Raw genomic sequence first — 23,517 nt, forward strand, 5'->3', positions numbered from 1 at the left:
TTGCCCGCCGGTTGTCGCTTTGCGCTCTCCCGGGCCCTCAGCGGCCGGCACCGGCTGGATCGGCAAGCACGCCGTCCAGGACCGGACGGGTTGCCCGCAGCCCGCCGCGGACCAGCAGGACCCCCACTGCCAAACAGGCGGCGATCACAGCCACCGAGAGCGGCGCGAGGACCAGGGCCAGTCCTGCCAGCGGGAAGACCAGCACGGCCGCGGACGCCGAGGAGAGCAGGCTGACTGTCAGCAGCGGCCCCATCACTGCCTTGGTCCGTGCCTGGTCGATCACCTGGGACGGCATTCCCATCCGGTCAAGGCTGACGTACAGGTCCGCCCGGTCCAGGATGCCGGCCGCCGAGTTGATGGCCGCGGAGCAGGCGACCATCAGGAAACCGGTGATCACGGTGATCAGGATCCCGGTGCGGATGTCCTGCAGCAGGTAATCCTCCGGTCCGGCACCCCCGGCTCCGTCGGCGAGAGCCACCCCGGTGCCGCCGAAGACTGCTACGAAACTCACCATCGCCACCCCGCTGACCTGGCGCCACGCCGCCTTGGGCGCATCCAGGACGGTCCGTGCGGTGAGCAGCTGCGCAGGTGACTCCGCCCGGCGCAGCCTGCGGCGGGCGGCGACGGCGATCACCCACGGGCCGGCCAGGTTCAGGACGGCCAGGCCGGCGGCGAATCCGCCCAGAATCACCACAGTGGCGGCCGCTGCGTCCGCGAACGGCGTCTGGATCAGGATGAAAACCCCTCCGATGACCAGCAGGCCGGTGAGTCCCCGGAGCCAGTGCGCTTTCTGCGGCTGGGTCCGCATCCGAACACCCAGCGGGGTCAGCACCACACGGCGCAGTCCCGCCGCGGCGCTGGCAGCGGCCAGCAGGACGACGGCGGCGGGCACGGCCGCGGCCACCAGCGGGTTCAGCCAGTACGCGGATCCAAGCGGCGCACCGTCAAACGGAATCAGCTGCACCAGGGGGCCGAGCAGCAGGTATCCGCCCAGGCCCGCCAGCGATCCGGCGAGGGCCAGTGCCGCTGACTCCAGGATGCTGACCAGGGCCACTGTTCCCGAGGTGGCACCTAGCAGCCGGAGGGTGGAAAGGTTCGCGTCGCGGCGCCGCGCAGACAGCCGGGCAGCGGAGGCACCCAGGGTAAGCAGCGGCACCAGGAGCAGGACCAGGGCCAGTGCGGCCAGCAGCTGGTAGAGGCCAGCCAGGTCAGTCGTCCAGGTCAGGAAGGTCAGCGCGCCGGCCAGGACGGTGAGCAGCAAAGTGGTGACGACGGCGAACGCAGCCACCGGAAGCAGGGCGGCAGACCTCCCGGCGGACCGGGGCCTGGCCAGCAGCCAGGCGACGCGGAAGGGCACCGCCCCGCCGGCCCGGAGGGGACGGTTCCCCATGACGCCGGGTGCGGGTTCGACGGCGCGGTTCACCGGGCACCGCCCCGCACCTGTGCGGAGCCGTCCACTGTGGTTCCGTCCGCCAGCGTGATGGTCCGGCCGCACCACGCCGCAACCGAGGGGTCATGGGTGACGACCACCAGCGTCTTGCCGGTGTGAACCGTGGATTCCAGCAGCACCTGCATCACCTCGGCGGAGGTGCGGGAATCCAGAGCACCGGTGGGCTCATCGGCGAACAGGACCTGGGCGCCGGTGACCTGGGCCCGGGCGATGGCAACCCGCTGCGCCTGGCCGCCGGACAATTCGCCAATTCGGCGCTGTTCCATCCCTGCCAGTCCCAGCCGGGCCAGCCACTGCGCGGCCGAGGCTTCGGCAGCGGCCCGCCGGATTCCGTTCAGCATCAGGGGCATGGCCACGTTCTCCCCTGCGGTCAGCTCCGGAATCAACAGTCCCTGCTGGAACACAAAACCGAAGTCCCGGCGGCGCAGGAGCGACCGCCCGGCGTCGTTCAGGGACGTGATGTCTGTCCGCGCCCCGGGAAGCTGCAGCAGCACCGTCCCGCTGTCCGGCTGCACGATTCCGGCGAGGCAGTGCAGCAGAGTTGTTTTGCCGGATCCGGACGCGCCCATCACCGCCACCGACTCGCCGGCGCGGATGGCAACGGATACGCCGTTCAGCGCGGTGGTGCTGCCGTAGGTTTTTCTCAGGTTGTGGGCGCTCAGAAGCGGGAGGTCTGCACTCATGCTTCCAGTCTCCGTTTTGGCGCCCGCCCGGCGCGTCGGATTCCGGCATGAACTGCCGGGACCCGCCGTCGTACTGCGGGTGGAGACGGGTCCGGGAGCCCTGCTGCCGTGGACGCAGATGAGGCCGGCCCCAACGGGACCGGCCTCATCCTGACAAACTCTGCGGGATTAGTCCTGCAGATCCACTTCGCGGGCCACGGAGGCACCGATGGCGTCGCGGAGGGTTTCCAGGACGTCCTGCGGCACCGAGGAATCCACGGTCAGCAGGGACAGCGCCTGGCCGCCTTCGGAGTTCCGGGCCACCTGCATACCGGCAATATTGATGTCCTTTTCGCCCAGGACCTGGCCGAGGGAGCCGATGACGCCGGGACGGTCCTGGTAGATCAGCACCAGCAGGTGTTCGCTGATGGGGATTTCCAGGTCATAGCCGTTGACGCCCACCAGCTTCTGGATCTGCTTCGGCCCGGTCAGGGTGCCGGCCACCTCCAGCTGCGTGCCGTCGGAGAGGGCGCCGCGGATGGTCAGCAGGTTGCGGTAGTCATCCACGTCGGGCGTGGTGATCAGCCGCACGGCGATGCCGCGCTGCTCAGCGAGCACCGGAGCGTTCACGTAGGACACCTGCTCGGAGACTATGTCGGTGAAGATGCCCTTCAGCGCGGCCAGTTCCAGTGCCTTGACGTCCAGGGACGCGATCTCGCCGGCCACCTCAATATCGATGGCGGTCATGGAGTCGTGGGCCAGGGCGGTGAAGATCCGCCCCAGCTTTTCGATCAGCGGGATGCCCGGGCGGACGTCTTCGGCGATCACGCCGCCGGCGACGTTCACGGCGTCGGGGACCAGCTCACCTGCCAGGGCCAGGCGCACGGACTTGGCCACGGAAATGCCGGCCTTCTCCTGCGCTTCGTCGGTGGATGCACCAAGGTGCGGGGTGACGATGACGTTGTCCAGGGACATAAACGGCAGATCGGTGCTCGGCTCCTTGACGAAGACGTCCACGCCGGCGCCGGCGATCTTGCCTTCGGTCAGGGCCGTGTAGAGGGCTTCCTCATCCACGAGGCCGCCGCGGGCCACGTTCACCACGTAGGCGGTGTCCTTCATCTTTTCGAAGGCGTCGGCGCCAAGCATGCCCAGGGTTTCCGGAGTCTTGGGCATGTGGATGGTGACGAAGTCCGACTGCTCCAGGAGCTCATCCAGGGTGACCAGCTTGACGTTCAGCTGGGCCGCGCGTGCCGAGGTGATGTACGGGTCGTAGGCCAGCACCTCGGTGCCGAAGCCCTGCACGCGGGCTGCCACCAGGGCGCCGATGCGGCCCAGGCCGATGATGCCGATCTTCTTTTCGAAGAGCTCGGTGCCGGTGTACTTGGAGCGCTTCCACTCGCCGCCCTTGAGCGCGGCGGAGGCCTGCGGGATGTGGCGGGCCAGGGAAAGGATGTGGCCAACGGTCAGCTCCGCAGCGGAGATGATGTTCGACGTCGGCGCGTTAACCACCATCACGCCGGCCTGGGTCGCTGACCGGATGTCCACGTTGTCCAGGCCCACGCCCGCGCGGGCAATGACCTTCAGGTTCTTGGCGGCGGCAATAGCTTCGGCGTCGACCTGGGTGGCGGAGCGCACCAGGATGGCGTCAACGTCTTTGATGGCGGACAGCAGCTGGGTACGGTCTGCTCCGTCGGTCTGGCGAATCTCGAAATCGGGGCCGAGGGCCTCAACCGTGGCAGGCGAAAGTTCCTCCGCGAGGAGTACTACTGGTTTGGTGGCAGTCACCGATGACCTCTTTAGCTGTGTGTCGATGTGGTTTGGGTATTCACGCCGGAGGCCGGACCCGTTGCCGGGCCCGGCCTCCTTACCGAAACGGCTTGCTTTTTAAGCCTAGCGTGCCGCTTATTGACACGGGGAATCCGCGTCTTTGTTACTCAGGTGACTAGCGTGCGACGGAACCTTCGGTGTAATCGTCGTCGGACTTGATCCAGGAGAAGAGCTTGCGCAGCTCGCGGCCGGTGGCCTCGATCGGGTGGTCTTCACCCTTCTGGCGCAGTTCCTTGAACTCCGGAGCGCCGGCGTCCTGGTCATCGATGAAGCGCTTGGCGAAGGCACCGTTCTGGATGTCGGCGAGGACAGCCTTCATGTTTTCCTTCACCTCGGGGGTGATGACGCGCGGGCCGGAGACGTAGTCGCCGTACTCGGCGGTGTCGGAAACGCTCCAGCGCTGCTTGGCGATGCCGCCCTCAACCATCAGGTCGACGATCAGCTTCAGCTCGTGCAGCACCTCGAAGTACGCGACCTCCGGCTTGTAGCCGGCTTCGGTCAGGGTTTCGAAGCCGTACTGGATCAGCTGCGAAGCGCCGCCGCAGAGGACAGCCTGCTCGCCGAAGAGGTCGGTTTCGGTCTCTTCGGTGAAGGTGGTCTCGATGACGCCTGCACGGGTGCCGCCGATGGCCTTGGCGTAGGAAAGCGCCAGGTCCTTGGCTGCACCCGAAGCATCCTGCTCCACGGCGATCAGGTCGGGAACACCGCGGCCGGCTTCGAATTCGCGGCGGACGATGTGGCCCGGGCCCTTCGGTGCCACGAGGGCAACATCGACGTCGGCCGGCGGCTGGATGTAGCCGTAGCGGATGTTGAAACCGTGGCCGAAGAACAGGGCGTCACCGGACTTCAGGTTCGGTGCGATCTCCTCCGCGTAGACGAAGCGCTGGACCTGGTCCGGCGTCAGCACCATGATCAGGTCGGCTTCGGCTACGGCCTCGGCGACGCTGAGGACGCGCAGGCCCTCGGCCTCGGCCTTGGCGCGGGACTTGGAGCCTTCCTTGAGGCCAACGCGGACATCAACACCGGAATCGCGCAGGCTGAGGGCGTGTGCGTGGCCCTGGCTGCCGTAGCCGATGACGGCGACTTTGCGTCCCTGGATGATCGACAGGTCGGCGTCGTCGTCGTAATACATGTCAGTCACTTCAATATCTCCTGTTTGGGTTCTTGGATAAAGGTTTTGGTGGAACCTAGGCGCTGCGCAGCGCGCGGTCGCTCATCGACTTCGCGCCGCGGGCAACGGCCAGGGTTCCGGATTGAACAATTTCGCGGATGCCAAAGGGCTCCAGCACTGAAAGCAGTGCATTGAGCTTATCGGCGGTGCCAGTTGCTTCAACGATCAGGGAGTCGGTGGACACATCTACCACTGAAGCACGGAACAGCTCGGCTGCCTGGGTTACCTGCAGCCGGGTTGCGGCATCCGCGCGAACCTTGACCAAGATGTGGTCGCGTTGCACGGAAGACTCGGGAACCAGCTCGACGATTTTGATGACGTTGACGAGCTTGTTCAGTTGTTTGGTGACCTGCTCGAGCAGATCCCCCTCGGCCTCGACGACCACGGTGATGCGGGACAACCCGCCAACCTCCGAAGGTCCGACAGCCAAAGAATTGATGTTGAACGCCCGGCGGGCGAACAGGGACGCAACCCGGGTCAGGACACCGGGGACGTCTTCGACCAGTACGGAAAGGGTGTGGCGTGCCATGTCCCTACTCCTCCTCTTCCCAGGTGGGCGTCATGTTGCGGGCAATCTGGATGAGGTCGTTGCTGACCCCGGTCGGGACCATCGGCCACACCATGGAGTCGCGGCTGACCACGAAGTCGATGACCACGGGGCGGTCATTGATTTCCAGCGCCTGCTTGATGGTGGCGTCGATGTCCTCTTCGCGTTCGCAGCGCAGGCCCACGCAGCCGTAGGCGTCAGCCAGCTTGACGAAGTCCGGCACCCGGACGGTGTCGTGTCCGGTATTCAGGTCCGTGTTGGAGTAGCGCGAGTTGTAGAACAGGGTCTGCCACTGCCGCACCATGCCCAGCGAGGAGTTGTTGATGATGGCAACCTTGATCGGAATGTTGTTGATCAGGCAGGTGGCCAGTTCCTGGTTGGTCATCTGGAAGCAGCCGTCGCCGTCGATCGCCCAAACCACGCGGTCCGGGTTGCCGACCTTGGCGCCCATGGCGGCGGGCACGGAGTAGCCCATGGTGCCCAGGCCGCCGGAGTTCAGCCACGCGCGGGGACGCTCGTAGTTGATGAACTGCGCGGTCCACATCTGGTGCTGGCCCACACCGGCCACGTACACGCCTTCGGGACCGGTGAGTTCACCGATGCGCTTGATGACCTGCTGCGGGGCGATGTGTCCGTCTTCGGGCTCGGTCCAGCCGGTGGGGTAGGTGTCCCGCAACCGGGAAATCACTGACCACCACGGGGAAATGTCCGGTGTGCCGGAGGCCTCGAACTGGGCGCGTACGGCGTCTGTCAGTTCGGGAAGGATCTCCTTGACCGAACCAACGATCGGAACGTCGGCCGTGCGGTTCTTGGAAATTTCCGCGGGGTCGATGTCCGCATGGATGACCTTGGCGTTGGGAGCAAAGGTGCTCAGCACGCCGGTGACGCGGTCGTCGAAGCGGGCGCCCAGGGTGATGAGCAGGTCCGACTGCTGCAGCGCGGTGACGGCGGAGACGGAACCGTGCATACCGGGCATGCCGACGTGCTGCGGGTGGGAATCGGGGAAGACTCCGCGGGCCATCAGTGTGGTCACCACGGGCGCACCGACGGTCTCTGCCAGCTCCAGCAGTTCCTGCGAGGCGTTGGCCTTGAGGACACCGCCGCCGACGTAGAACACCGGGCGCTGGGCAGCGGCGATCAGCCTGGAAGCTTCCCGCACCTGCTTGGAGTGTCCGCGGACCACGGTGCGGTAGCCGGGCAGATCGATCTTAGGCGGCCAGGAGAAGGTTGTTTTTCCCTGCTGGGCATCCTTGGTGATGTCCACCAGGACGGGGCCGGGGCGGCCGCTCGTGGCAATGTGGAAGGCCTCGGCCAGGACGCGGGGAATGTCGTCTGCGTTGGTCACCAGGTAGGAATGCTTGGTGATCGGCATGGTGATACCGACGATGTCCGCTTCCTGGAAGGCGTCCGAGCCGATAACCGTGCTCGAAACCTGTCCGGTGATGGCAACCATGGGCACTGAGTCCATGTGGGCATCCGCGATGGCGGTGACCAGGTTGGTGGCGCCCGGGCCGGAGGTGGCGATGCAGACACCTGCGCGGCCAGTGACCATGGCATAACCTTCGGCTGCGTGGCCGGCACCCTGCTCGTGCCGCACCAGGATGTGCCGCAGCTTCTTTGAATCCATCAGCGGATCATAGGTCGGCAGGATGGCGCCGCCGGGGAGACCGAAGACGTCGTCGACTCCGAGCTCTTCCAGCGAACGGACAATGGCCTGCGAGCCGGTCATTTCGGTGGGGGGTACTACGTTATTCGGACCTTGGACACGCGTGTCCATAGCTTCAGCCGAGGCCGCTGCAGGGAATGCTGCATCTTGCTTCTTGGCATGCATGGACCGGGCCGTGCCTGCCTTCTGTGCCATCAGCGATGGGCTGATTGGCGATCCCTTACTCATCGGAAACTTCCTTTGCGGATACATATCCATGTTGTTCTGATGCGGCGGCTGCCCGGGCGGTCGGACCGGTGCGGCCTTTGTACTTTCTGAAGCCAATAAAAAAACCCCTCGTGCCTGTTGGCTCCGTAGGGGTTCGCGCGTGACGTCTTTTTCAAGTCGGGCTGTTACGCCACGCGCTTGGTAAGGACGACGGTTACGATCTGCATACTGCTCAGTCTTCCCCTCCCCCGGTTCCAGTGTCAACCGGAGGCTTTACCGTCTCATTATATGGACATCAGTTCCACCTTCTGGACACATGCGCCGCCCACAAGCCAGTGGTTCTCCACCCAGCGAAGGAGACGTCAGGGCTCCCACTCCGCGCTAGCGGGTTTTGAAGCATGCCCCTTAGAGGCGGCAGGAGAACCACGCGCTCCAGCGCCCTCCCGGTTCCCCGCCCACACCCGGCGGCAGGGCTTAATAAGGTTGAAACCCCTTAGGGGCCCCATGCGGAAGGCGCTCCAGCGCCTTCCGCATGGGGAGGGGTTTCAACCGCAGTAAGCACCCGTCGAGGCCGAGTTGACCATCTTGGCGTACTTGGCCAGGACACCCTTGGTGAACTTGGCCGGGAGGGGCTCCCAGCCGATCTTGCGGGCTTCGATTTCTTCGGGATCCACCAGCAGGTCGAAGCTGCGGGCTGCGATGTCCACGCGGATCCGGTCCCCGTCCTTGACGAAGGCGATGGGACCGCCGTCGACCGCTTCCGGCGCCACGTGCCCGATGCACAGGCCGGTGGTGCCGCCGGAGAACCGGCCGTCGGTGAGCAGCAGGACGTCCTTGCCCAGCCCGGCGCCCTTGATCGCTCCGGTGATGGCAAGCATTTCGCGCATGCCCGGGCCGCCCTTGGGGCCTTCGTAGCGGATGACGACGACGTCGCCGGCGTGGATCTCTCCGGCGTCGAGCGCATCCAGGGCACCCTGCTCGCGTTCGAACACGCGGGCGGTGCCTTCGAAGACATCGGCGTCGAACCCGGCGCTCTTCACGACGGCGCCTTCCGGGGCCATGGAGCCGTGCAGGATGGTGATGCCGCCGGTCTTGTGGATCGGGTTGTCCAGGGCGCGGAGCACCTTGCCGTCCGGATCCGGCGGGTTGATCGCTTCGAGGTTTTCCGCGACGGTCTTGCCGGTGACGGTGAGGCAGTCGCCGTGCAGCAGGCCGGCGTCGAGCAGGGCCTTCATGATCACCGGCACACCGCCGATCTTGTCGACGTCGAACATCACGTAGCGGCCGAACGGCTTCAGGTCACCCAGGTGCGGGATCTTGTCGCCGATGCGGTTGAAGTCCTCGAGCGTCAGGTCAACTTCGGCCTCGCGGGCGATGGCCAGCAGGTGCAGGACGGCGTTCGTGGAACCACCAAAGGCCATGGTGACGGCGATGGCGTTTTCGAACGCCTTCTTGGTCATAATGTCGCGGGCGGTGATGCCCTTGCGCAGCAGATTGACGACGGCTTCGCCGGACTTGCGGGCGAATTCGTCGCGCCGGCGGTCGGCCGAGGGCGGGGCAGCGGATCCAGGCAGGGACATACCCAGGGCCTCACCGATGCAGGCCATCGTGTTGGCGGTGTACATACCGCCGCAGGCACCTTCACCCGGGCAGATGGCCCGTTCAATGGTGTCCAGGTCCTTGAGGCTCATCTTGCCGGCGGCACAGGCACCCACGGCTTCAAAAGCATCGATCAGGGTGACTTCGCGCTCCGTGCCGTCCTCCATTTTGGCGAAGCCGGGCATGATCGAGCCGGCGTACAGGAAGACGCTGGAGAGATCCAGGCGGGCTGCTGCCATCAGCATGCCGGGCAGGGATTTGTCGCAGCCTGCCAGCAGGACGGAGCCGTCGAGCCGTTCTGCCATCATGACTGTCTCTACCGAGTCGGCGATGACTTCGCGGGAGACCAGCGAGAAGTGCATGCCTTCGTGGCCCATCGAAATACCGTCGGAGACCGAAATGGTACCGAACTGCATCGGGAACCCGCCGCCCGCGTGGACGCCTTCCTTGGCGCCCTGGGCCAGCCGGTTCAGGGACAGGTTGCACGGGGTAATTTCGTTCCAGGAACTGGCGATGCCAATCTGCGGCTTGGCGAAGTCGTCGTCCCCCATACCGACAGCACGGAACATGCCGCGCGCAGGCGCCGCGTGAATACCGTCGGTTACAACTCGGCTGCGGGGTTTGATGTCAGGGGTGTTCTCCATGCTCATACCCGAAATCCTATTCCCAAGCCGGCCCCGCGGGCGCATCCGCCGGTCCGTGCCGCTGCTTGTTACGCCCGGGTTACGCAGCCTGGACGGCGGCATCAAGTTTGCCTTCGCGCCGCATCGCTTCCCCCCGATGGGAGCGCATGTCCATACACTGGGGACCATGACTCCGGAACCCGGCTCACCCGATGTCCAGTCCAGCGAAGCCCTGAAGGCCCTGCTCCGCAGGATCTTCGATTCGCAGATCCCCAATTACGGGGACTACAACCTGGTCTGTGCGACGCCGGCCCCCGGGTCCTCCACCTACTACGTGATGGGCTACCGCTGGCGGCCCGCGGAACTCGTCTTTGCTCCTTTCTCCCCCGGGTCATTCGAGAGCATTGAACCTCCGACGGCGGTGAACACAACCAATCTCTCGCACGCGGACGAGGTTGGGCCCGGCAGTTACGAAGTGGGTACCACCACCGGGCGGATCTTCCGTTTCGGGGTCGAGCCCGAGGCGAAGCTGTCCACCGGCAACGGCGGAGAGCAGCAACGGGTACTCCAGGAAGCGGACCAGGAGGACTTCAATTCCTTCCTGGACACCTTCCTGGAGCTCGCCTAGGGCCTGACCTGGCCCGCTCCCGCGGGCCAGGTCAGGCCCAGGGGCCGCGCTGGACGAGGTTGAGCGGCTCGCGCCCATCGGCCAGCCGGTGCACCTGGCGGCGCAGGAACGCCTGGATCCTGGGCGTGAAGGCGTCCGAGTTCCCGCCTACATGCGGCGTCAGGATAACGTTCCGCGCTTTCCACAGCGGATGGTCCGCGGGCAGCGGCTCGGGGTCGACGACGTCGAGGGCAGCCTTGAGCCGGCCGGACACCACTTCTTCGGTCAGGGCATCGGTGTCGACGACCGCCCCGCGGGCAACATTCACCACCAAGGCGCCGTCGGGAAGGGCAGCCAGCACCTCCCTGCCCACCAGGTGCCGGGTCTGCTCAGTCAACGGGGTAATCAGCACCAGCACATCGGTGCGGGAGGCCAGCTCCACCAGTTCGCCGGTGCCGTGGACATGCCCTTCATCGTCATCCCGCGCCTGGCTGCCCACGCGGGTGAGTTCCACTTCAAACGGTGCCAGCCTGGCCGCGATCTCCCGGCCGATCCCGCCTACTCCCACCAGCAGGACGCGCCGGTCAGCCAGCCCGGGGCAGCGCTGCGGATTCCAGTGGGCATCCAGTTGGTCACGGACCGCCGCGTCTATGCCGCGGAGGGAGGCGAGCATCAAACCAACCGCAAGTTCCGCCGTCGCCGCTGCGTGGACGCCGGCCGCGCTGGCAACCGCTGTACCGCTGCCCACCAGTTTCGGAAGGCCGTCGTGGCCGGTGGTCTGGGCCTGGAGCAGCTGAAGGTTGGGCACCCGGGCGACGCCGGAGCGCCAGTCAGCGGCGCTCGCGTAGGGGGTCACGACGGCGTCGATCTCCGGGTAGTCCAGCCCGCGGGGCTCACCGACCAGGTCCCAGACCCCGGCCCGCATACCGGCAGGCAGCGGCCCCAGGGCATCGAGAAGTTCTTCTGTCGGAACGGTGATGTTTCGGACTGCGCGTGATTCTGGTGACATGCGACATAAGCCTAGCGGGCTGGCAGCCGGGCCTGGGCAAAGAGAAACACCCCGGTCCGAGGACCGGGGTGCCTGCGATGATCCGGCCTGGCCGGAAAGGAAGCCTTGATCTTTCATCTGGTGCGCGAGGAGGGACTTGAACCCACACGTCCGAAGACACTGGAACCTAAATCCAGCGCGTCTGCCAATTTCGCCACTCGCGCGCGGCCTGCCCCGGAGGTCCGGGGCAAATGCCAGCCTTTAGTGTACCCGAGGTTCAGTCGAGACCGAGATCACGCCGAAGTTTGGCAACATGTCCGGTGGCCCGCACGTTGTACTGAGCGAGGGCAATCCGGCCTTCGGGATCCACCACCACGGTGGACCGGATGAGACCTTCGTACACCTTGCCGTAGTTCTTCTTTTCGCCCCAGGCACCGTATGCCTCGGCAACCGCGTGGTCCGGGTCGGAGAGCAGCGGGAAGGTAAGGGCCTCATCCGCAGCGAATTTGGCAAGCTTCTCCACTTTGTCCGGGGAAATTCCCAGCACTGCAAACCCGGCGGCGGACAGGGAGTTCAGGTTGTCCCGGAAGTCGCATGCTTCCTTGGTGCAGCCCGGAGTTGCCGCCGCCGGGTAGAAGTACACAATGACGCTGCGGCCACGCAGGTCCGCGAGCGATACGACGGAGGAATCGGACGCCGTCAGGGTGAAATCAGGTGCGATGTCACCAACGGTTAGTCTGGGCATTGAACAGGTGCTCCTTCGGTATCGATTGCGCATCGGCTGTGTCATAGGACGACAGCAGGCTTTCGGATGGATATCCTAGACACTGGATTTGTAGGCTATCCGATTGGCCTGGCGAATCCGTACTCGAAAGGAAGAGTTCAGTTTTATGCCGGATATGGAGCATTGGCCCACCGGTCGCCTCTTGTCAACCGCTGCCCGTCTGGTGGAGCATGCCTGGAATGAGCGACTGGTCCGTATAGGGGTGACGCATGCAGGCGTCATCGCACTTGGCGTCCTAGATTCCCAGGGGCCCATGACCCAGGCCCACCTTGCCCAGCTGGTCCGGGTCCAGGCACAGACGATGGGCAAAACGCTCTCCAGGCTGGAGTCCCACGGCCATGTAACACGGGTCCGCAATGACCTGGACAAGCGCAGCCACATGGTTTCGATCACCCCCGCCGGCGTCGAGGCGCTGCGGGAGGCGCACGACATTGAACGGACACTGCTCGACGGCGAGGAACTGCTTTCCGAAGACCTGCGCAGCCAGCTGAGAAGTGTCATCCGTGAACTTGGGAACCCGCGCTGGCAGATCGCAGTGGACGTTCCCGGCCTCCCCGTTCCGCTCGATACACCGCTGGCTCCGCCGCTGAACCCGGAGCAGCAAACCGCCTAACGGCACCCGGCCCGCCGTCCCAAGGGACCGCCGGCAGCAGAATTTCCAGTGTGCGCGCTCACTTCTGAGCGTGCACACTGTTGTTTAAGCCACTGTTCGAGCGTTTTACGCCGCTGTTCACGCATGCACCGTAAGCGCACCGCCGCTGGAGTTCCGGCTGGCCTACTGAACGGGAACTTCCACCCACTCCGGTCCGCCGTCCCAACGCACGTGCATACTGGCCGGCGGATGGTAGCCGCCATGGTGGTGCAGGTGGAATTCCACGCCTTCCCCCGCCGCCAGTGACATCCCGGCCGGAAGGTCCTGCGAGGCTGCACCCGTCCTGGCGATGTCCACCATCACCTGCTCCAGTGTCTTTCCGCTGGTATTGCGCAGCACGTAGGTGTCCTTCGCGGGGCTTTCAATGCGGACTTCGTTGCTCATCAGGGGCTCCCATTCTGGCCTGTTGCCGCGCCGCCGCAGAGGCAGGAGAAAAGCAGCGGCCCTGCCGGGAATGCTACGCGCGCAGGCGGGGCCGCGGAAGCAGCCCGGCAGACTTCCCGGCCCCGGGACCCGAAAGCAAAAAAGGCCCCGCCAGGAAGGAGCAACCTTCCGGACGGGGCCCAGCTGTGCACCCCCCGGGACTTGAACCCGGAACCCATTGATTAAGAGTCAATTGCTCTGCCAATTGAGCTAGAGGTGCTTGGCGGTGATACTGCGGTGCTTTTCCCAAGACTGGATGACAGTCCCGGGCGATGAGCAACGACAAGTTACTCTACCAGCTTTTCCGCACGGGACCGAACCAGTGCTATGCGGACCCGGCAGGCTGGCGGCCGGAACGAGCAACCCCGCCCCATCCGGCCACTGACCGGATGGGGCGGGGATTTCCACTCTGTGCACCCCCCGGGACTTGAACCCGGAACCCATTGATTAAGAGTCAATTGCTCTGCCAATTGAGCTAGAGGTGCTGGCAGTTTTGGAGGGTGAATCTGCCGGAAAATTCCGCAGTTCCTCCTCCGCAACGACATGAAACTCTACCAGTACTTATTCGTAAAAGTGAAATCAGCGGCCATGGGGAGGCGGGCTCACCGTCCGGCGCTCCTCCCGCCCGGACGCGGATCCGGCCGTGGAATCATAAACTCCCCCGGTTCGCCTTCCCATTCAGGGCCGTCCTGCACCAGCCATGTGCGTAGCGGGATGCCGGACGGAGCATCCAATGGAGTGACCTCCACCGCCTCAACCGGCGCCGCCCGGACAGCAGGAAAGACCTCTTTCCAGCCTGGCAGGGGTTCGCCCGCATCCTTGACGGCGGTTACCGGTGCCGGATTACCGTTACCGGGCCCGCCCGCGGTACCCGGCTGCTCCGGTCCCGGAACCGCTGAGGTTATGACCGGATGCCGAAGCATCCTGCGGAGCACCACTGCGGCTGCCGCTGCCGCCAGGCCGGCAGCGGCTCCGGCGGCCAGGGCCGCGAGCGCGGCACCGGCGGGCGAAGGTGCACCAGATGGAGTGGATCTCACCCTTCGAAGCTACGGCGGGCGGCTGGCAGTGTCCACACAAAAGCTGCGATGGCAGCCCTCCGGGGCCGGGTGGGCTTAACCGAATTGTGACCGCGCCGGACCTGCTTAGCGTCCCAAACCACCGGCAACGTGCCATTAGGCTCTGACATTACGTTTGTGTTCTACGCCACACCACACCCGCCGGCCAGCACGCTGTCCGGATTCACCGCCCCAGAGGAGATAACAATGACCCTTGCTGGCAGATTCACTCTCAGCAGGTCCACCCGGAAACGGGCAGCTGCCCTGACCGCCGGGCTGGCCATGAGCGCACTCGTGCTCTCCGGCTGCGCCCAAAGCAACCGCGACGCCGCTGACGACGGCGCCACAGCCTCGGAAGTCGACGGCACGTTCGTCTTCGCCGCATCCTCGGATCCCAAAACCCTGGATCCGGCCTTCGCGTCCGACGGCGAGTCCTTCCGCGTCAGCCGCCAGATCTTTGAGGGCCTCGTAGGTGTGGAGCCCGGTACCGCAGACCCGGCGCCGCTGCTGGCCAAGTCCTGGGAGACCTCCGAGGATGCCCTGACCTACACCTTCGCGCTTGAGGAAGGCGTCACCTTCCACGACGGCACGCCCTTCAATGGAGAAGCTGTCTGCGCCAACTTCGACCGCTGGTATAACTTCACCGGCATCCAGCAGGCCGAGAGCCTCGCCTACTACTACGGCAAGCTCTTCAAGGGATTCGCTGATACCCCCGAGACCGCAACCTATGAGTCCTGCGAGGCCACCGGAGAGAATGAGGCAGTAGTTACTCTGGCCAAGCCGTTCGCCGGGTTCATCGCTGCCCTCTCGCTCCCCGCATTCTCCATGCAGAGCCCCTCCGCCATGGAGGAGTTCGGCGCCGACGAGGCCTCCGGCACCGCTGAGGCACCCACCCTTACCGCATATGCCAAGGAGCACCCCACCGGCACCGGTCCGTTCAAGTTCGACGGCTGGGAAGTCGGCAACCAGATCACCCTCTCGGCCAACGCCGACTACTGGGGTGAGCAGGGACAGGTCACTGACATCATTTTCCGGGTGATCGATGATCCGAACTCCCGCCGCCAGTCCCTGCAGTCCGGGGACATCGACGGTTACGATCTGGTGGCTCCGGCCGACACCCAGGCCCTGGCCGACGCCGGCTTCAAGGTCATTCCCCGTGATCCCTTCACCATCCTTTACCTGGGCATGAACCAGAAGGTCGAGCAGCTTGCCGACCCGCTGGTCCGACAGGCAATCGCCCACGCAATCGACAAGGAAGCGCTGGTCAACCAGACCCTTCCTGAAGGCACCAAGGTGGCCACGCAGTTCATTCCGGACGTAGTCAACGGCTACAACGAAGACGTCACCACGTATGAGTACGACCCGGAGAAGGCAAAGGCACTGCTGGCCGAGGCCGGCTACCCGGATGGCTTCACGGTGGACTTCAACTACCCGACCGGCGTTTCCCGCCCGTACATGCCGACTCCTGAGCAGGTGTTCTCCAACATCTCCGCACAGCTGGAGGAAGTGGGCATCAAGGTCAACCCGCAGCCGAGCAAGTGGTCCCCCGACTACCTTGACCGCGTGCAGGCCACCGAAGACCACGGCATTCATCTGCTGGGCTGGACCGGCGACTACAACGACACGGACAACTTCGTAGGCGTGTTCTTCGGGCAGGAGAAGCCCGAATTCGGCTTCACCAACCCGGAAATCTTCGACCAGCTCGAAGCAGCCCGTCAGGTGAGCAGCCTGGACGAGCAGACTCCGATGTACGAGAAGATCAACGACGACATCGCCAAGTACGTGCCGGCCGTACCGCTGGCACACCCGGCACCGTCGCTCGCTTTCTCAGACCGCGTGGATTCCTACCCGGCTTCCCCCGTGAATGACGAAGTGTTCAACCAGATCAAGCTCAACAAGTAGCGGCTAAACGGGCCGGGATCCAGCTCAGCTGGGTCCCGGTCCGTTCTGTCCTTACCTTTTCCGCAGCCACGCAACCGGCTGAGAAAGGACACTCGTGCTGCGAGTTATCGGCAAGCGCCTGTTAATGCTGATCCCGACCCTGATCGGCTTGTCCATCCTTCTGTTCATTTGGGTCCGCAGCCTTCCCGGCGGCCCAGCAACCGCCCTCCTGGGAGACAAGGCCACACCCGAGGCCATCGCCAGGATCAACGAAGCCTACGGCTTCGACCGCCCGCTCATCGAGCAGTACTTCACCTACGTCGGAAAGCTCCTCCAGGGCGACTTCGGCACGTCCACAGTGACCGGCCGGCCCGTTCTGGAAGAGTTCGCCACCCGGTTCCCTGCCACACTGGAACTCGCCGCCGTTGCCCTCATCTTCGCGATCGGCATCGGCATTCCCCTGGGCTACATGGCAGCCAGGCACTACGGCCGGTTCTGGGACCACTCCTCCGTGGTGCTGTCCCTGATCGGCATCACCGTGCCTGTCTTCTTCCTGGCTTTCATTCTCAAATGGCTCCTGGCCATCCAGATCCCCCTCTTCCCCACAGACGGCCGGCAGGATCCGCGGATCAACGCTACCCATGTGACGGACTTCTACGTCCTGGACGGGTTACTGACCAGGGAATGGGACGCGGCCTGGGATGCCCTGATGCACCTGTTGCTTCCCGGCATCGCCCTGGGCACCATTCCGCTGGCCATCATCGTGCGCATTACGCGTGCCTCGGTCCTGGAAGTCCAGGGGGCAGACTACGTCCGCACCGCCCGGGCCAAGGGCCTGATGGAACGGACCATCCGCAACCGGTTCGTGCTCCGCAACGCCATGCTTCCCGTCACCACGACGATCGGCCTGCAGACCGGGCTCCTCATTTCAGGGGCGGTGCTGACGGAAACAGTCTTCGCGTTCAGCGGGGTGGGCAGATTCCTGCGGGATGCCATCTTCAACCTGGACTATCCCGTGCTGCAGGGCTTCATCATTTTCATCGCCGTGGCGTATTCACTGATCAACCTGCTGGTTGACGTCTCCTACGGCTTCATCGACCCGAGGGTGAGGGTGCAATGAGTACAGTTCTTCCCCCTCCTGCCGGCGGAGCCGTCCGGCCGGATGAGCCGTCAGCTCCGGACACGCGCGGGAGCGGCATGTGGCAGGACGCCTTCCGGCGGCTGCGCCGCAACCCGGCGGCAATCGCAGGCGCCGTAATCGTTGGCCTGTTCATCCTGGTGGCCATCTTCGCACCGATTCTGGCTCCCTACGGGGGCGAGGAACTGCCCGGCCGCACCGAGATCACGCCGACGTCGATTCCCGGCCCCGGGGATATCGAGGGTTATCCCCTCGGCCTGGACCGGTTCGGCGGCGACGTCCTTTCCAAACTCATCTGGGGAGCACGCGCTTCGCTCCTGATCGGCGTCATCTCCACGGCCCTCGGCCTGCTGGGAGGCATGCTGCTCGGTGTGATCGCCGGCGGGTTCGGCGGCTGGGTCGACAACGTCATCATGCGCTTTGTGGACATCCTGCTTTCAGTGCCCAACCTGCTGCTGGCAGTGAGCATTGCGGCGGTCCTCGGGCAGACACCTTCCGCGGTGATGATTGCCATCGGTGTATCGCAGGTGCCGATCTTCGCCAGGCTCCTGCGTTCCTCCATGATCAGCCAGCGCGGAGCAGACTACGTCCTGTCCGCGCAGGCACTGGGACTGAGTACCCGGACCATCACCATGAGCCATCTGCTGCCCAACAGTGTTGGTCCGGTGATTGTCCAAGCCACCCTGACCCTGGCCACCGCCGTGATCGACGCCGCTGCCCTGTCCTTCCTGGGACTCGGCGGCGGACGTCCGGAGAGCGCCGAATGGGGCCGGATGCTTACCTACGCGCAGAACGAACTGGCAGTGGCGCCGCAGCTGGCGTTCCTGCCCGGTATCTGCATCGCCATCACGGCTCTTGGATTCACCCTGCTGGGCGAGTCCCTGCGTGAAGCCCTGGACCCCAAGACCAGGCGCAAATAACCGCGCTGCTGTACACAAAGGGCCGGGCCCGCTCCCCACGGAGCGGGCCCGGCCCTTTGTGTACAGCACGGCTAGCGGAACTGTACTCCGGAGAGATGGCGGTGGAGGCAGGACCGCTTCGGTTAGGAGGCGAGTTCGCCGTCGATGTTCAGTTCGTTGCCCGGTATTGAGGCAAGCAGCTTCCGTGTGTAAGGGTGCCGGGGGTTCTGGAACACTTCCTCGGACGACGCCGCCTCAACCAGCTCCCCGTCCTTCATCACGCAGACATAGTCCGAGATCAGCCGGACCACGGCGAGGTCGTGGGAAATAAAGAGGTAGCTCAGTCCGAGGTCCCGCTGCAGATCGCCGAGCAGTTTCAGGATCTGGGCCTGCACCAGCACGTCAAGCGCAGACACGGGCTCGTCGCAGACGATCAGTTCCGGGTTCAAGGCGAGCGCCCGGGCAATGGCCACGCGCTGGCGCTGCCCGCCGGAGAGTTCAGCCGGGTACCGCCGCAGCATCGATGCCGGCAGCGCCACCTGCTCCATCAGCTCCCGGACCCGGGCAGCCCGTTCAGCGCGGTCGCCGCGTTTGTAGGTCTTGAGCGGTTCCTCCAGGATCCGCTCAATGGTGAACATCGGGTCCAGGGACGAATACGGGTCCTGGAAAATGGGCTGCACCCGCTGGCGGAAGCTGCGCAGTGTCTTCTTCTCCAGCGACGCGATGTCTACGCCGTCGAACGTCATGGTGCCGCTGGTCGGGGTGATCAGTTTCAGGAGCATCCTGGCGGTGGTGGTTTTCCCCGAACCTGACTCGCCGACGATTGCCACCGTCCGGCCGCGGGGGATTTCCAGGCTGACATTTCGGACCGCATGGAAGTCACCGGCTTTGCCACGGATCTTGTAGACCTTGTTCAGGTCCCGGATCTCAACGATGTTGGGCGTTTTGGCGTACGTCTCCGTCCGCTCCCCTTCCGGACCTGATTCAGTTGCCACAGCCAAAGCTGAGCCGGCAGATTCGGCGCCGCTGGAGCCAGATCCGGTTTCGGCCAGGTGCAGGCGCTGTGACGCCGGCGCCGCAAACGCACCGGGACTGAGCCGGACCGCGGCGACGCTGGGAGCCGCCCGGACCAGAGACTGGGTGTAGGGGTGCTGCGGGTCCTCCAGCAGCTGCCGGGCGGGGCCTGTCTCCACGACCTCGCCCCGGTGCATCACCACCAGCTCCGAGGCGCGCTCGGCGGCCAGTCCAAGGTCGTGGGTGATCAGCAGGACGCTCGTGCCAAGTTCGTCGGTCATGCGGCCAATCTGGTCCAGAATGGTCCGCTGGACCGTGACGTCCAGGGCACTGGTGGGTTCATCGGCGATCAGCAGCCTTGGCCGGCACGCGAGGCCGATGGCGATGAGCGCACGCTGGCGCATCCCGCCGGAGAATTCGTGCGGATACTGCTTGGCGCGCTCGGCGGCGTCCGGCAGCCCCGCTGCAGTCAGGACCTCCACAACCTTCCGGTCCACGTCTTTGGAAGTGGCCATACCGTGGACCAGCAGGGTCTCAGCAACCTGGGTGCCAACCTTGGTGACCGGGTTCAGGTTGGACATGGGGTCCTGCGGCACCAGCCCGATCGAACGGCCGCGGATGGCACGCATCTTGGACTCGGCCAGGCCAACCAGTTCCCTGCCGTCGAAACGGATGCTCCCGGCCGTCACTTTGCCGTTGCCCGGCAGCAGGCCGATCACGGCCATCGCCGTGGTGGACTTTCCGGATCCGGATTCCCCCACGATCGCCAGGGTCTGTCCGGCGCCGAGGCTGAACCCTGCCTTGCGCACCGCCTGCACCTGGCCGTCCATCGTCTGGAAGCCAACGGCGAGATCGGTCACTTCGAGCAACGGAGATTCAGGGCTGGTTTCAGTCATTTCCATATCCTGCCTTACCAAAGCGCAGTTGTGAGGTAACTCTCACCCGCCTTTACCGGTTTTTTATCATTTAGACTTAGAAATTCACCCAGCCGGCAGGGATGGTGCGTCCCGGAGGAGAACCAAACAGCTGTGACCCAATCCGCCACACGGCGCTCCGTGATCAAGGCCGGAGCCATTGCCGCAGCCCTTGCCCTGGCAGGCTGCACGGCCGCCCGCCCCGATGAGGAGCCAGCCAGCCCCTCCCCCTCGCCGTCGCCGTCCACCGAGCCCACGGCGTCATTCACCTTTGCGACTGCTGCCCGCCCCGCCGGGCTGGACCCGTTCCTCGCCGTCGACACGGAATCCCACCGGATCACGCGCCAGATCCTGGAAACCCTGGTGGGCGTGGATCCCGTGACGTCTGCCCCCGTACCGCTGCTGGCGGAGGCCTGGACCGAGTCCGAGGACGGACGGATCTATGAATTCACGCTCCGGCAGGGCGTGACCTTCCACGACGGTGAGCCCTTCAACGCGGCGGCCGTCTGCACTAACTTTGAACGCTGGTACAACCTGCCGGCCGCGGTCCGGGGCTCCGAGGTGCTGACCTTCCGCTCCGTCTTCAAAGGCTTCGCCGACACGCCGGACGCTTCCGCCTACAAATCCTGCACCGCGGTGGACGAGTACACCGTCCGGCTGGAACTGACCACCAGGCTGACCGGCCTCATTCCCGCACTTGCCTCACCTGAGTTCGGCATCTCCTCTCCCCGTGCCCTGGCCGACGGACGCGCTGACACGCTTTCCGAGGACCGCAACGGAACCCGGATCTCCGCCTACGCGCAGCACCCGGTCGGCACAGGACCGTTTACCCTCACCAGCTGGGCCGAAGATGAAGTGCTGCTGGCCTCCAACCCGGACTACTGGGGCGACAGGGGAGAGATCGGCGAGCTGGTCTTCCGCACCATCACCAGTCCGGAAAGCAGGTTGCGTGCCCTGAAGAACGGTGAGGTGGACGGCTATGACCTGGTGACAGTCTCCGACGTCGGAGAACTGGCGCGCGCCGGCATGCAGATTCTGCAGCGCGACCCCTATTCCATTCTTTACCTGGGCATTAACCAGAACTTCCCCGGCCTCGACGAACCGAAGATGCGCCAGGCCATTGCGCACGCCGTGGACAAACCGGCCCTGCTCGAAGATCTGTTCCTGAGCGGCACAAAGTCCGCCAACCAGTTCATTCCGGAAAAGCTGGGGCTGAGGTCAGATAACGTGACCAACTACGGCCACAACGTCGAGCGTGCCAAGGAGCTCCTGGCGGAAGCCGGCTATGCCGGCGAAGAGCTGCCGTTCTACTACCCGCGCAGGGTCACCCGCGCCTACCTCCCGAACCCGGAGAAGGTCTACGCCGAGCTGAGCCGGCAGCTCACGGCGGCGGGGCTGAACATCCGGCCCGTTCCCGTCGAATGGTCAGACGGCTACCTGGAGCAGATCTCCCGCAAGGGCGACCGCGCGCTTCATCTCTCCGGTCTCAGCGGCAGCTACATGGACGCCGACAACTTCGTGGGAACCCTGTTTGGGGCCTACAGCGAAGAGTTCGCCTACGACGATCCGCAGTTGTTCACCAAAATCGACCGGGCCCGCACGCTGCCGGCAGACGAGGAACGCTCCGAGGCCTACCGCTCCATTTCGGACCGCATCTCCACGCGCGTGCCGGCCATTCCGCTGGCCTACCCCATCTCGACGCTCACGGTTTCACCGCGGGTTGCCCAGTACCCAACCTCTCCCGTCCTCAACGAGGTCTTTAATAAGGTCCGGCTCACCAACTAGTGTGGGGCACCTTAATGGCGTGTCCCGTGTCTACAGAGCGCAAGGAATTTTAGTAAGCGCGCTGCGGGGGATACGCTTCTTAGGCTAGCGTCCACGTGACTGGAGATATGAAGTTGACTGCTGATAGCCCGGCGGAGAAGTCCGCAACAAAAACTGACGTACTGCTGATCGGCGGCGGCGTCATGAGCGCGACTCTCGGAGCGTTCCTGAAGCAGCTGGCTCCCGATTGGAGCATTTCCCTCTTCGAGCGCATGGACCGTGCCGGCACCGAAAGCTCGGACCCGTGGAACAACGCGGGCACCGGCCATGCCGCCCTGTGCGAACTCAATTACAGCCCGGCCGGACCGGACGGAACGGTTGACCCGGCCAAGGCAGTCGGCATCAACGAGCAGTTCCAGGTCTCCCGTCAGTTCTGGTCACATATGGTGGACCAGGGCCACATCTCCGGCGGTTTTATCAATCCGCTCCCCCACATGAGCTTTGTCTGGGGCGACGCACACGCCGAATACCTGCGCAGGCGCTATGAATCGCTCAGCGCCCAGCCGCTGTTCAAGTCCATGGAGTTCAGCGAGGACCACAGCAAGATTGCCGAGTGGGCCCCCCTGCTGATGCAGGGCCGCGACGCCGGGCAGCGGGTCGCAGCTTCCCGTGTCGCCGGCGGCACGGACGTGGACTTCGGCGCGCTCACCCGCGAACTGATCAACTACCTCGGCGCCAACGGGGCGGACCTGCACTTCGGCCATGAAGTCACCAACGTGACGCGCGCCTCCAACGGCGGCTGGGACGTCACCGTCCGCAACCGCGCCACGAAAACTACCCGCACGGTTTCGGCAAAGTTCGTCTTCATCGGCGGCGGCGGCGGCGCCCTGCACCTGCTGCAGCGCTCCGGCATTCCGGAGGGCAAGGGCTTCGGCGGCTTCCCGGTGTCCGGCCAGTTCCTGCGCTCCACTGACGAGAAAATCATCGCCCAGCACAATGCCAAGGTCTACGGCCAGGCCTCGGTGGGTGCCCCGCCCATGTCGGTCCCGCACCTGGACACCCGCTTCGTGGACGGCAAGAAGTCCCTGCTGTTTGGCCCGTATGGCGGTTTCTCCCCCAAGTTCCTCAAGGGCGGTTCGTTCCTGGACCTGCCTCTGTCCGTCCGCCCGCACAACCTGGTGCCCATGCTGGCCGTCGCCAAGGACAACATGTCCCTGGTGAAGTACCTCGTCACTGAGGTCCTCAAGTCCCGCGAAGGCAAAACCAAGGCGCTGCGCGAGTTCTACCCCGAAGCGACCACTGAAGGCTGGGACCTCATCACGGCCGGCCAGCGGGTCCAGGTCATTAAGAAGGACCCGAAGAGCGGCGGGGTGCTGCAGTTCGGCACCGAGCTCATCACCTCGGCGGACGGGTCCATCGGCGCCCTGCTCGGAGCCTCCCCGGGCGCCTCCACCGCCACCCCGATCATGATCAACCTCATGAAACGCTGCTTCCCCGGCGAATTCGCCGGCTGGGAGCCGAAGATCAAGGAAATGATCCCGGGCTACGGCGTCAAGCTGAACGAGAACGAGTCCCTCGCCGAAGAGATCGATGCCGAGGCAAACCGCGTCCTGAAGCTGGGCTAGCCGGCCCGCGCAAGGAAGCTG

At 65.0% G+C, this 23,517-nt stretch carries 18 protein-coding genes and 3 tRNA genes; 7 read left to right on the forward strand and 14 right to left on the reverse strand.

The genetic code is table 11. The features are described from left to right. Positions 1–37: 37 nt before the first annotated feature. From ArtHe_RS08560 to ilvD, 7 genes are all read right to left on the reverse strand, one after another. Positions 38–1,423, reverse strand: coding sequence for an FtsX-like permease family protein (locus ArtHe_RS08560; protein WP_248319591.1), 1,386 nt, complete (start codon positions 1,421–1,423; stop codon positions 38–40). Next, positions 1,420–2,133: an ABC transporter ATP-binding protein gene (locus ArtHe_RS08565; protein ID WP_248319592.1), complete on the reverse strand. Its 714-nt coding sequence runs from the start codon at positions 2,131–2,133 to the stop codon at positions 1,420–1,422. Before ArtHe_RS08565 ends, ArtHe_RS08560 begins: the two co-directional genes overlap by 4 nt. Positions 2,134–2,301: 168 nt before the next feature. Continuing rightward, the gene (gene serA / locus ArtHe_RS08570; RefSeq protein ID WP_248319593.1) at positions 2,302–3,897 is read right to left on the reverse strand and encodes a phosphoglycerate dehydrogenase; all 1,596 of its coding nucleotides are present in this window, start codon (positions 3,895–3,897) and stop codon (positions 2,302–2,304) included. Positions 3,898–4,054: 157 nt separating this feature from the next. Beyond that, complete coding sequence (ilvC, locus tag ArtHe_RS08575) at positions 4,055–5,080, reverse strand: ketol-acid reductoisomerase (protein WP_248319594.1); 1,026 nt, start codon at positions 5,078–5,080, stop codon at positions 4,055–4,057. 46 nt (positions 5,081–5,126) lie between these two features. After that, on the reverse strand, positions 5,127–5,639 hold the full coding sequence (gene ilvN / locus ArtHe_RS08580; RefSeq protein ID WP_248319595.1) for an acetolactate synthase small subunit: 513 nt from the start codon (positions 5,637–5,639) through the stop codon (positions 5,127–5,129). Positions 5,640–5,643: 4 nt separating this feature from the next. Beyond that, the gene (locus ArtHe_RS08585) at positions 5,644–7,551 is read right to left on the reverse strand and encodes an acetolactate synthase large subunit (protein ID WP_248319596.1); all 1,908 of its coding nucleotides are present in this window, start codon (positions 7,549–7,551) and stop codon (positions 5,644–5,646) included. Positions 7,552–8,075: 524 nt separating this feature from the next. After that, positions 8,076–9,779 (reverse strand): dihydroxy-acid dehydratase, encoded by a 1,704-nt coding sequence (gene ilvD / locus ArtHe_RS08590; RefSeq protein WP_248319597.1) that lies wholly within the window; start codon positions 9,777–9,779, stop codon positions 8,076–8,078. Positions 9,780–9,939: 160 nt separating this feature from the next. Here ilvD and ArtHe_RS08595 point away from each other — a divergent pair, with 160 nt between their 5' ends. Continuing rightward, a complete protein-coding gene (locus tag ArtHe_RS08595; protein WP_248319598.1) occupies positions 9,940–10,380 on the forward strand; it encodes a hypothetical protein in 441 nt (146 codons plus the stop codon). 31 nt (positions 10,381–10,411) lie between these two features. Here the strand turns inward: ArtHe_RS08595 and ArtHe_RS08600 are convergent, their stop codons facing one another. The 3 genes from ArtHe_RS08600 to bcp form a co-directional block, all read right to left on the reverse strand. Further along, the gene (locus ArtHe_RS08600) at positions 10,412–11,368 is read right to left on the reverse strand and encodes a 2-hydroxyacid dehydrogenase (protein ID WP_248319599.1); all 957 of its coding nucleotides are present in this window, start codon (positions 11,366–11,368) and stop codon (positions 10,412–10,414) included. 118 nt (positions 11,369–11,486) lie between these two features. Continuing rightward, positions 11,487–11,571 (reverse strand) — tRNA-Leu (locus tag ArtHe_RS08605). 53 nt (positions 11,572–11,624) lie between these two features. Beyond that, positions 11,625–12,092: a thioredoxin-dependent thiol peroxidase gene (gene bcp / locus ArtHe_RS08610; protein ID WP_066295386.1), complete on the reverse strand. Its 468-nt coding sequence runs from the start codon at positions 12,090–12,092 to the stop codon at positions 11,625–11,627. A gap of 154 nt (positions 12,093–12,246) precedes the next feature. Here bcp and ArtHe_RS08615 point away from each other — a divergent pair, with 154 nt between their 5' ends. Beyond that, a complete protein-coding gene (locus tag ArtHe_RS08615; RefSeq protein ID WP_349238399.1) occupies positions 12,247–12,744 on the forward strand; it encodes a MarR family winged helix-turn-helix transcriptional regulator in 498 nt (165 codons plus the stop codon). A gap of 162 nt (positions 12,745–12,906) precedes the next feature. Here ArtHe_RS08615 and ArtHe_RS08620 read toward each other — a convergent pair whose 3' ends face one another. The 3 genes from ArtHe_RS08620 to ArtHe_RS08630 all read right to left on the reverse strand — a co-directional run bounded on the left by ArtHe_RS08620 (position 12,907) and on the right by ArtHe_RS08630 (position 13,691). Next, the gene (locus tag ArtHe_RS08620) at positions 12,907–13,167 is read right to left on the reverse strand and encodes a hypothetical protein (RefSeq protein WP_248319600.1); all 261 of its coding nucleotides are present in this window, start codon (positions 13,165–13,167) and stop codon (positions 12,907–12,909) included. Positions 13,168–13,353: 186 nt separating this feature from the next. Next, a tRNA-Lys gene (locus ArtHe_RS08625) sits at positions 13,354–13,426 on the reverse strand. Between the two features lie 192 nt (positions 13,427–13,618). Next, positions 13,619–13,691 (reverse strand) — tRNA-Lys (locus ArtHe_RS08630). A gap of 852 nt (positions 13,692–14,543) precedes the next feature. On the opposite strand from ArtHe_RS08630, the gene ArtHe_RS08635 reads away from it, so the two are divergent. The 3 genes from ArtHe_RS08635 (at position 14,544) to ArtHe_RS08645 (ending at position 18,200) form a co-directional block, all read left to right on the forward strand. Beyond that, the gene (locus tag ArtHe_RS08635) at positions 14,544–16,163 is read left to right on the forward strand and encodes an ABC transporter substrate-binding protein (protein WP_248319725.1); all 1,620 of its coding nucleotides are present in this window, start codon (positions 14,544–14,546) and stop codon (positions 16,161–16,163) included. Positions 16,164–16,257: 94 nt separating this feature from the next. Beyond that, positions 16,258–17,262, forward strand: a complete 1,005-nt coding sequence (locus tag ArtHe_RS08640) for an ABC transporter permease (protein WP_248319601.1) — start codon at positions 16,258–16,260, stop codon at positions 17,260–17,262. Then, positions 17,259–18,200 (forward strand): ABC transporter permease, encoded by a 942-nt coding sequence (locus ArtHe_RS08645; RefSeq protein WP_248319602.1) that lies wholly within the window; start codon positions 17,259–17,261, stop codon positions 18,198–18,200. Before ArtHe_RS08640 ends, ArtHe_RS08645 begins: the two co-directional genes overlap by 4 nt. Before the next feature lie 122 nt (positions 18,201–18,322). On the opposite strand, the gene ArtHe_RS08650 is transcribed toward ArtHe_RS08645, so the two are convergent. Then, the gene (locus ArtHe_RS08650) at positions 18,323–20,089 is read right to left on the reverse strand and encodes an ABC transporter ATP-binding protein (protein ID WP_248319603.1); all 1,767 of its coding nucleotides are present in this window, start codon (positions 20,087–20,089) and stop codon (positions 18,323–18,325) included. 132 nt (positions 20,090–20,221) lie between these two features. Here ArtHe_RS08650 and ArtHe_RS08655 point away from each other — a divergent pair, with 132 nt between their 5' ends. Beyond that, positions 20,222–21,892, forward strand: a complete 1,671-nt coding sequence (locus ArtHe_RS08655; protein WP_248319604.1) for an ABC transporter substrate-binding protein — start codon at positions 20,222–20,224, stop codon at positions 21,890–21,892. 107 nt (positions 21,893–21,999) lie between these two features. Beyond that, positions 22,000–23,496, forward strand: a complete 1,497-nt coding sequence (locus ArtHe_RS08660; protein ID WP_248319605.1) for a malate:quinone oxidoreductase — start codon at positions 22,000–22,002, stop codon at positions 23,494–23,496. Positions 23,497–23,517 lie beyond the last annotated feature (21 nt).

This window comes from Arthrobacter sp. Helios (assembly GCF_023167125.1).
GTDB classification, from domain to species: Bacteria; Actinomycetota; Actinomycetes; order Actinomycetales; family Micrococcaceae; genus Arthrobacter_B; species Arthrobacter_B luteolus.